Annotated in this window: 7 protein-coding genes and 1 rRNA gene; all 8 read left to right on the top strand. The window is 36.6% G+C overall.

All coding sequences use genetic code 11. The features are described 5' to 3' along the window. Positions 1 to 135 precede the first annotated feature (135 nt). A complete protein-coding gene (gene dnaA, locus ACVYAD_RS12805) occupies positions 136 to 1,485 on the top strand; it encodes a chromosomal replication initiator protein DnaA (protein ID WP_349660158.1) in 1,350 nt (449 codons plus the stop codon). Between the two features lie 169 nt (positions 1,486 to 1,654). Beyond that, positions 1,655 to 2,791, top strand: a complete 1,137-nt coding sequence (gene dnaN, locus ACVYAD_RS12810; RefSeq protein WP_197142964.1) for a DNA polymerase III subunit beta — start codon at positions 1,655 to 1,657, stop codon at positions 2,789 to 2,791. A 166-nt stretch (positions 2,792 to 2,957) separates the two neighbouring features. Beyond that, positions 2,958 to 3,182: a S4 domain-containing protein YaaA gene (gene yaaA / locus ACVYAD_RS12815; protein ID WP_349660156.1), complete on the top strand. Its 225-nt coding sequence runs from the start codon at positions 2,958 to 2,960 to the stop codon at positions 3,180 to 3,182. 3 nt (positions 3,183 to 3,185) lie between these two features. Beyond that, positions 3,186 to 4,301 (top strand): DNA replication/repair protein RecF, encoded by a 1,116-nt coding sequence (gene recF / locus ACVYAD_RS12820; RefSeq protein ID WP_476426673.1) that lies wholly within the window; start codon positions 3,186 to 3,188, stop codon positions 4,299 to 4,301. Positions 4,302 to 4,393: 92 nt separating this feature from the next. Beyond that, positions 4,394 to 6,328 carry a DNA topoisomerase (ATP-hydrolyzing) subunit B gene (gene gyrB, locus ACVYAD_RS12825; RefSeq protein WP_349660154.1) on the top strand — a complete coding sequence of 645 codons (1,935 nt, stop codon included), beginning with the start codon at positions 4,394 to 4,396 and terminating at the stop codon, positions 6,326 to 6,328. Positions 6,329 to 6,353: 25 nt separating this feature from the next. After that, entirely contained in the window at positions 6,354 to 8,837 is a 2,484-nt protein-coding gene (gene gyrA, locus ACVYAD_RS12830; protein ID WP_476426674.1) for a DNA gyrase subunit A, read from the top strand. 148 nt (positions 8,838 to 8,985) lie between these two features. Beyond that, positions 8,986 to 10,068, top strand: coding sequence for an HD-GYP domain-containing protein (locus ACVYAD_RS12835; RefSeq protein WP_349660152.1), 1,083 nt, complete (start codon positions 8,986 to 8,988; stop codon positions 10,066 to 10,068). Positions 10,069 to 10,601: 533 nt separating this feature from the next. Continuing rightward, positions 10,602 to 10,727 (top strand): 16S ribosomal RNA (locus tag ACVYAD_RS12840); the annotation flags it as partial.

Here is a 10,727-nt window from a genome sequence, read left to right on the forward strand (position 1 = left end):
ATTTTTATCACAGCCTTTGGTTAACTTTTATCCACAACTTGTGAGTTTGTGGACTAGTTGTAAAATGAACGTGTTTACCGTTTCTATAAATGCGCTATTTTTAATTTGTATTGAACTGTAAAGGAGATTAGCAGCTTGGAACATTTAGAAGAACTATGGAATAATGTCCTGGCTCAAGTTGAACAAAAAATTTCTAAACCAAGCTTCGAAACGTGGCTAAAGTCTACTAAACTACTTTCCTACAATGGTAGTGGTTCTACTGTGACGATTGCTGCGCCAAATTCGTTTGCTCGAGACTGGCTTGAGAATCATTATATTCATTTGATTACAGGTATATTAACGGAGCTTACAGGCGAAGACTTGCTTATTAAATTTGTTGTTCAAAAAAACCAGGATTCGGACGATTTCGATTTACCAGCGCCGATTATCCAAGCAAAAAATGACGATCACCATGATATTTCACCAGGTATGTTAAACCCGAAGTATACTTTTGATACGTTTGTTATTGGCTCTGGTAACCGCTTTGCACATGCTGCCTCGCTAGCTGTTGCAGAAGCACCTGCGAAGGCTTATAACCCGTTTTTTATCTATGGGGGAGTAGGGCTTGGCAAAACACACTTAATGCATGCGATTGGCCATTATGTATTGGAACATAATCCAAATGCAAAGGTAGTCTATTTATCATCTGAAAAATTTACAAATGAATTTATTAACTCAATTCGAGATAATAAGGCACTTGATTTCCGCAATAAATATCGCAATGTAGATGTGCTGTTAATTGATGATATTCAATTTCTAGCTGGAAAAGAATCTACTCAGGAAGAATTTTTCCACACTTTTAATACATTGCATGAAGAATCGAAACAAATTGTTATTTCCAGTGACCGTCCTCCTAAGGAAATTCCGACATTGGAAGATCGTTTACGTTCTCGATTCGAATGGGGACTAATTACAGATATTGCGCCCCCAGATTTGGAAACTCGTATCGCCATTCTTCGAAAAAAAGCAAAGGCTGATGGTCTAGAAGTGCCAAATGAAGTCATGCTCTATATTGCGAACCAGATTGACTCCAATATTCGGGAGCTTGAAGGTGCGCTTATTCGCGTCGTTGCCTATTCATCGCTTGTTAACAAGGATATTAATGCGACTTTGGCTGCTGAGGCACTAAAGGATATTATTCCTAATTCGAAGCCACGAACTGTTACTATACTAGACATTCAAAATGCAGTAGGTGAGCACTTTAACATTCGTTTAGAGGATTTCGCCGCGAAAAAACGTACAAAATTAATTGCCTTTCCACGTCAAGTCGCGATGTATTTATCTCGCGAATTAACAGATTTTTCGCTGCCGAAAATTGGCGAAGAATTTGGTGGACGCGACCATACTACTGTTATACATGCTCACGAAAAAATATCTTCTATGTTGAAAAATGACACTCAGCTTCAGCAAGATATTAAACAAATTCGAAGCATGCTAGGGAAATAATACTGTGGACAACCCATACGTTTAAACACAAACTTATACACAGTCTATCTACATGTGGATAGACTGATTTTATTCACTTAAACACACTTATCCACAAATCCACAGGGCCTATTACTATATCTTTTTTATTTTATATAAATAAATAATATAAATATGTGAGGGAAAACGAATGAAATTTGATATTTTACGTGACCGTTTATTAGAGGGTTTAAATGATGTCATGAAAGCCGTAAGTTCTAAAACAACTATTCCAATTTTAACGGGGATTAAAATCGATGTAACAACAGAGGGTATTCGTTTAACAGGTAGTGACGCTGATATTACTATACAAACATTTATTCCAGTTGAAGAAGATGGCCAACAAATAATTCATATTACAGAAACAGGATCAATTGTTGTACAAGCTCGTATGTTTAATGAAATTGTGCGTAAGTTACCAACAAATGAGGTTGAAATTCAAGTAACAGCTGGTTTCCAAACTCATATCCGCTCAGGTAAATCTGAATTCCACTTAATTGGCTCAGATGCTACAGAATATCCTTTATTACCTGAATTAACAGAGGATCAAAAATTTACTATTCCTGCAGACCTATTAAAGTCAATTATCCGTGAAACAGTATTTGCTGTTGCCACTTCAGAAAGTAGACCGGTGTTGACAGGTGTAAACTGGCAGATTAAAAACGAAGCATTAATCTGTGTTGCAACAGATAGCCACCGTTTGGCAAGACGTAAAGTTCAACTGGAAAATTTACCTGAGGTTGAACATAGTGTTGTTATTCCTGGTAAAAGCTTAAATGAGTTAAATAAAGTTTTAGAGGATTCAACAAATCTTGTTCAAATTGTTATTACAAGCCAGCAAGTGTTATTTAAAACTGGAGAAGTATTATTCTTCTCACGTTTACTTGAAGGTAACTACCCAGATACAACTCGTTTAATCCCAGAAGAATATCAAACAAATCTAACGATTAACGGTAAATCGTTATTACAAGCAATCGATCGTGCATCTCTTGTTGCTCGAGGTGACCGTAATAATGTTGTACGTTTTGAGATTTTTGATAATCAATCTGTTGAAGTTTCTTCTAACTCTCCAGAAATTGGGAAGGTCCAAGAAGAAATTCCTGTTGAGTCATTAGAAGGGGAGAACTTAAAAATTTCTTTCAGTGCGAAGTACATGATGGAAGCATTGAAAGCAATAGATGGTCAAGAAGTAGTTATTCAATTCACAGGAGCTATGAGACCGTTTATTTTACGTTCTGTTCATGACGATGCAATTCTACAGTTAATTTTACCTGTACGAACTTATTAAATTTCAAACAGTTTTGGTTGGAGAGAATAAACTCTATAACTTCAAGCTCTAAATGCTTTGAAAAACGTTCTGATAGTCGCTAGTTGCGGCTATCTTTTTTTACTTATGGCGGAATTTTAGGTATGATAGAGAGATAGACAGTCTGTATTTGGAGGGGAACTCAACTATGAAGGACATTAAAATTGATGTAGAATTTGTCACATTAGGGCAACTTTTAAAAATGACCGATGCTATTAGCTCTGGTGGCATGGCTAAGTGGTTTTTACATGAAAATGATGTTTATGTAAATGGAGAAATAGATGATCGCCGCGGTCGTAAATTGCGTGATGGTGACATTGTAAATATTCCTGGATGTGGTCGATTTCGTATCGTTGGCACAGCTGGACAGTAGATTATGCGGATAGAGCAGTTAAAACTTACAAATTACCGTAACTATGATGATTTAGCATTAAACTTCTCTCCAAAAATTAATGTTTTCATTGGTGAAAATGCACAAGGGAAAACAAATGTTATGGAATCTATTTACGTATTGGCGATGGCTAAATCCCATCGAACGACGAACGATAAAGAATTAATACGTTGGGATTCAGACTATGGTAAAATAGAAGGGGCCGTTCAAAAAAGGCATGGTATTTTACCGATTGAGCTTACGATTACGAAAAAAGGCAAAAAAGGTAAGATAAATCATATAGAACAAAGCCGCCTCAGTCATTATATTGGCCAAATGAATGTCGTTATGTTTGCACCCGAAGATTTAAACGTCGTAAAGGGGAGTCCGCAATTACGACGACGTTTTATTGATATGGAGATTGGGCAAATTTCGCCTGTTTATTTGCATGATTTATTAACCTTTCAAAAAATTTTAAAGCAACGTAACCATTTTTTAAAAATGAATCAAGGTAAAAAAATGTCAGATGACGTGATGTACGAAGTTTATAATGAACAATATATTCACGCAGCTACCCAAATTATTCGAAAAAGATTTCAATTTATGGATTTATTGCAAGAGTGGGCAGAGCCAATTCACGCAGGTATTTCACAAGGGAAAGAAACGTTAGCTATTAAATACCGCACAGTAGCAGGTATTGAAAAAGAACATACTTCCAGTGAAATTGAAGGCTTTTTGTATAAAAAGCTACTAGAAGCTAAAGACCGTGAATTTGATCGAGGTGTAACACTAGTTGGTCCACACCGAGATGATCTACAGTTTTTAGTAAATGGCTACGATGTTCAGACATACGGTTCACAAGGACAACAACGTACAACCGCTCTTTCATTAAAACTTGCTGAAATTGAATTAATTAAACAAGAAACAAATGAAACACCCATACTACTTTTAGATGATGTATTGTCGGAACTCGATGATTATCGTCAATCGCATTTATTAAACACCATTCAAGGTGAAGTTCAAACCTTTGTTACGACTACAAGTGTTGATGGAATTCATCATGAAACGATGGAGCATGCACAGCTGTTTCACGTGAAACAAGGAGCGATTGAAGAAAGTTAGCCCGGGGAGTTTTTTAGATTACAAAAGAATGGTAATAGTCAGCTCGGTTGACTGTTCATTCATTTACACACAATGATGTTATGAAGGAGTAGATGAAAGCCGTGGCTATAGAGAACGAAGGTTTACAAAATCAAGCTTATGAAGCCGATCAGATACAGGTATTAGAAGGATTAGAAGCTGTACGTAAAAGACCAGGGATGTATATTGGTTCAACAAGCTCTAAAGGGCTTCACCATTTAGTATGGGAAATTGTTGATAATAGTATAGATGAGGCACTTGCAGGATTTTGTACAGATATAAAAGTAACGATAGAACAAGATAATTGGATTCGTGTAGAGGACAATGGTCGTGGTATTCCGGTAAGTATTCAAGAGAAAATGGGTAAGCCTGCTGTTGAAGTTATTATGACAGTGCTCCATGCTGGAGGTAAGTTCGGCGGTGGAGGATACAAAGTTTCAGGCGGTCTTCATGGTGTAGGGGCATCTGTTGTAAATGCTCTATCAATTGAGACGATCGTTCAAGTTCATCGTGAGGGTCATATTCATGAAATTAAATTTGAACGTGGAAAAACGATTCAAAATTTAATGATTATCGGTGATTCAGATCGTAACGGTACAACTACACGTTTTAAAGCAGACCCTGAAATATTTAAAGAAACGACTGTTTATGAATATGACATTTTAGCACATCGTATTCGTGAATTAGCTTATTTGAATCGTGGTATTAAGATTACAATTGCTGATGAACGTGAAGGTGAAGAACGTTCTACTACGTATCATTATGAAGGTGGTATTCGTTCTTATGTAGAGCATTTGAATCAATCTAAAGAGCCAATCCATGATCCGATAGATGTTCTTGGAGAAAAGGATGGTATTTCAGTTGAAATTGCTATGCAATATAACGCTGGATTCTCTTCTAATATTTTTTCATTTGCTAATAACATTAATACGTATGAAGGCGGTACACATGAGTCTGGTTTTAAAACGGCTCTAACACGTGTTATTAATGATTACGCACGAAAAAATGGACTTTTAAAAGAGTCAGATGCAAATCTTACTGGTGAAGATGTTCGGGAAGGGTTAACGGCTATTGTTTCGGTTAAGCATCCAGATCCACAATTTGAAGGACAAACAAAAACAAAGCTTGGTAACTCTGAAGTTAGCCAAATTACTAACTCCTTGTTCTCAGATGGTTTTGAACGATTTATGTTAGAAAATCCTACAGTTGCTCGTAAGGTTGTAGAAAAAGGTTTAATGGCTGCTCGTGCACGTGTCGCTGCTAAAAAAGCACGTGAATTTACACGTCGTAAAAATGCACTTGAAGTATCGAGTTTGCCAGGTAAATTAGCTGACTGTTCATCAACTAATCCATCTGAATGTGAAATCTATATCGTTGAGGGTGACTCTGCCGGAGGGTCTGCGAAATCTGGACGTGACCGTCACTTCCAAGCAATCTTACCGTTACGTGGTAAAATCCTTAACGTTGAAAAAGCACGTTTAGATAAAATTTTATCGAATGCAGAGATTCGTGCAATGATTACAGCATTTGGTACAGGTATTGGTGAAGAGTTTACTTTAGAAAAGGCTCGTTATCATAAAATCGTTATTATGACAGATGCCGATGTTGATGGTGCGCACATCCGCACATTACTCTTAACATTCTTCTTCCGTTTCCTTCGACCTCTCATAGAGGCAGGTTATATTTATATTGCACAGCCACCTCTTTATCAAGTTAAGCAAGGTAAACATGTTGAGTATTGCTATGATGATATTACTCTTCAGGGAATTTTAGAACGGTTACCGAAAATGCCAAAACCAAATGTACAACGATACAAAGGTCTTGGAGAAATGAATGCAGAGCAGCTTTGGGAAACTACAATGGATCCTGAGCACCGCACATTGTTACAAGTAGAATTAGATGATGCAATTAAAGCAAACCAAGCATTTGAGCGTTTAATGGGCGATGAAGTTGAACCACGTCGTCAATTTATCGAAGAGAATGCAGTATATGCTAATTTAGATATTTAATTTTTCTTGAGAGGAGGTCTACACTTTGTCAGAACAAGAACGCTCCGGTGTTAAAGGAGTTAATATAACAAAAGAAATTGAAACATCCTTCCTCGATTATGCGATGAGTGTAATCGTTTCTCGTGCATTACCAGACGTACGAGATGGATTAAAGCCTGTACATCGCCGTATTTTATATGGCATGCAGGAACTAGGGAATACAGCTGATAAAGCGTACAAAAAATCAGCACGTATTGTTGGGGACGTAATGGGTAAATACCACCCACATGGTGACTCATCTATTTATGATGCAATGGTACGTATGGCGCAAGATTTCAGCTATCGTTACATGTTAGTCGATGGTCATGGTAACTTTGGATCTGTCGATGGCGACGGAGCGGCAGCAATGCGTTATACAGAATCACGTATGTCTCGTATTGCAATGGAAATGCTTCGTGATATCAATAAAGACACAATTGACTATACAGATAACTATGATGGTTCAGAAAAGGAACCTATCGTCCTTCCGAGTCGCTATCCAAACTTATTAGTAAATGGAGCGGCAGGAATTGCAGTTGGTATGGCGACAAATATTCCGCCACATCAACTTGGGGAAACAATAGATGCAGTGATAGCACTTTCAGAAAATCCAGCTATCACAACAGAAGAATTGATGGAAATCATTCCAGGACCTGATTTCCCAACTGGTGGATTAATTTTAGGTCGTAGTGGTATTCGCCGTGCTTATGATACTGGTCGTGGCTCCATCATTATTCGCGCAAAGGTAGAGATTGAACAAAAATCAAATGGTAAAGAAACGATTCTTATTCATGAATTACCATACCAAGTGAATAAAGCTAAGCTTATTGAAAAAATAGCAGAGCTTGTACGCGATAAAAAAATTGATGGTATTACAAATTTACGTGATGAATCTGACCGACGTGGTATGCGAGTAGTCATTGAAATTCGTAAAGATGCAAATGCCAATGTCGTTTTAAATAATTTATATAAACAAACAGCTATGCAATCGAGCTTCGGTATTAATATGCTGTCATTAGTAAATGGTCAGCCTAAAGTAATGGGCTTAAAAGAAATGTTGCATCATTATTTAGAGCACCAAAAGGTTATTATTCGTCGTCGTACTGAATTTGACTTAAGGAAAGCGGAAGATCGCGCACATATTTTAGAGGGCTTACGTATTGCTCTTGATCATATTGATGAAATTATTGCTATTATTCGTGGTTCACGTAGTGGTGATGAAGCGAAACCTCAATTAATGGAGCGATTCAATTTATCTGAACGTCAAGCGCAAGCTATTTTAGATATGCGTTTAGTTCGTTTAAGTGGATTAGAACGTGAAAAGATTGAAGCAGAATACCAAGAGCTTCAAATATTAATTGCTGAATTAAAAGCAATTTTAGCGGATGAGGCTAAAATTGTTGATATTATTCGCACTGAAATATTAGAAGTAAAAGATCGCTTTAATGATACACGTCGCACTGAAATTACTTCTGGCGGTTTAGAAATGATTGAGGACGAGGATTTAATTCCAGTCGAAAATTCAGTCGTAACTTTAACGCACAATGGTTATATCAAACGTTTAGCTGCGAATACATATCGTAGTCAAAAACGTGGCGGTCGTGGTGTACAAGGTATGGGCACAAATGAAGATGATTTTGTAGAGCATCTTATGAATACTTCTACACACGATACAATTTTATTCTTCACTACAAAAGGGAAAGTGTTTAGAGCAAAAGGTTATGAGATTCCGGAATATGGTCGTACAGCGAAAGGATTACCGATTGTTAACTTACTCAATATTGAAAAAGGTGAAAAAGTAACCGCAATGATCCGTGTAGGTTCATTCGATGAGGATGCATACTTTATCTTCACTACTAAAACAGGTATTACAAAGCGTACACCAGTATCTCAATTTGCTAATATCCGAACAAACGGCTTAATAGCTATAAGTTTGCGAGAAGATGATGATCTTATTTCTGTTCGTTTAACAGATGGCGAGAAACAAGTGATTATCGGTACGCGTGATGGAATGCTTGTACGTTTCCAAGAGGATGATATTCGTTCAATGGGCCGTACTGCAGGTGGTGTGCGAGGTATTAAACTACGTGATGGTGACGAAGTAGTTGGTATGGAAATCGTTGAACCGGAACAGGAAATTTTAGTTGTTACAGCAAAAGGTTACGGTAAGCGTACATCTGAAGAGGAATATCGTTTACAAAGCCGTGGTGGTGTTGGATTAAAAACAATTCAAATCACTGATAAAAACGGCCCAATGGTAGCTGTAAAAACGGTTGATGGTTCAGAAGATTTAATGCTGATCACAATTAACGGCATGCTAATCCGTATGGATGTGAATGATATCTCATTAATTGGTCGTAGTACACAGGGTGTTCGTTTAATTCGTTTAGGCGATGACGAGCTTGTTGCAACTGTAGCGAAGGTTGAAAAAGAAGAAGAAGAATCGATCGAAGAAGAATCGAATGAAGAAAATGCCCAAGTAGAAGAATAATAAAAAGACCGATGACGACAGCTAATGTTTGCCGTTCATCGGTTTTTTTACATAAATCATTAAAAATAAGTAATTATTTTGAATTCCATGATAAAATAAATTTAACCTTAAATTTATGGAAGTGAAATAGTGAAGAGGAGTTAATTGCGTGGAAACTATACATGTCCCAATTTCGGAGTTACGCATTGGTAAAGTAATTTCTGAAGATATTTTTGTTAATACACAATATCCAATAATTTTTAAAAACACAATAATTTCTCACGAGCATTTACAAGTTTTTTTTGCTTTTAATATTTCAAGAGTTCCTGTTTATAAAGAAGGTGTAGAAACTCAATCAGAAGTAAAAGAAACAGATTTAATTGCTCCAACAGAGCCTATACCGACTTTTAGAAAGATTTATGACAATTCAGTTGAACAATTTAAAAAGGAATTTAAAAATTGGGAAGCTGGAGCAAAGGTAGATATTGCGAAAGCACGGAAAATTATTTTGCCACTATTAGAAATGGTTTTAGAAGATCGTACAATAATTTTTGATTTAAATGAGTATTCAAATCCAAAAGACTATTTGTACCACCATTGTGTAGCAACAGCATTGATTTCTTCGGTGATTGCACAAAAATTAGGCTATGACAAAGGAATTACAATTCAAGTTGCAATTGGAGGGTTATTAGCTGATTGTGGAATGGCAAAAGTTCATCCGCGTATCCGCGATAAAAAAACAACCTTAACAGAGCAAGAGTTTAATGAAATTTATAAGCATCCGATTTATAGCTATAGTATGGTCAAAGATGTAACAATCTTAAAGGATACAATGAAAGAGGCTATTTTCCAGCACCACGAGCGTTTAAACGGTAGTGGTTATCCGAAAGGAGAAAAAATCGCTAATATTTCTACTTTCGCTCAAATTATCGCTGTTGCAGATGTATTCCATGCAATGACATGTGAGCGAGTGTATAGAACAAAGCAATCTTCTTTTAAAGTCATAGAGATGATTAATGAATCTGAATTTGGGAAGTTCGATATTAAAGTAGTACGTGCACTGATAGATATTGTTGCTGACCTTCCTATAGGGACAATCGTTGAACTATCTAATCTGGAACAAGGCGAAGTGATGTTTGTAAATAAATTTGCACCAACTCGACCACTTATCAAATTAAGCCAATCAGGGGAGATATTTGATTTAGGTAAAAATCGTACCTTCTATATTTCACGTATTATAACAAATTTATAATAGTTGAAAGGCAACCCATTTACATTGGAGTTCGCCTTTTTTTATTTTTAATTCGATCGATAAATTATATAGGTGATAAAACAAAAGTATCAACAAAGACTTCAACGTTTAAATGAAGCGAGCTAAGTACGAGAAGATGGATCTCATAAAAATCAAGTCACATAGAGAAATGAATTCTTTGAAATTAGTTAACTTCTTTCAGCAAATGTTTTATGTAACGAAAGTGAAACGTCAGCTACTGAAGTTTCTCACTTCCGGACTAATCCTCTGAACATAGTGGTGTAGACGAATAATAGATTTTAAAAAACTATTAATTAATTTTGAGAAAGTGTTGACATAGTTTTAGATTCTTGATATTATTAGTGAGTCGCCAAGAGGTGACACTGAAAAAAAGATTAATGAACCTTGAAAACTGAACAAGCAAAACGTAATCAATAAAGTTTTTAGTAGCTAACCTTGAGTTGGTGAACGAAACAAAATTTTGGACATCAAACATGATGCCAGCAAAACAATTTGAGCTAATCAAATTTCTTTTTATGGAGAGTTTGATCCTGGCTCAGGACGAACGCTGGCGGCGTGCCTAATACATGCAAGTCGAGCGAACAGATGAGGAGCTTGCTCCTTTGACGTTAGCGGCGGACGGGTGAGTAACACGTGGG

This window comes from Lysinibacillus sp. G1-3 (assembly GCF_056322905.1).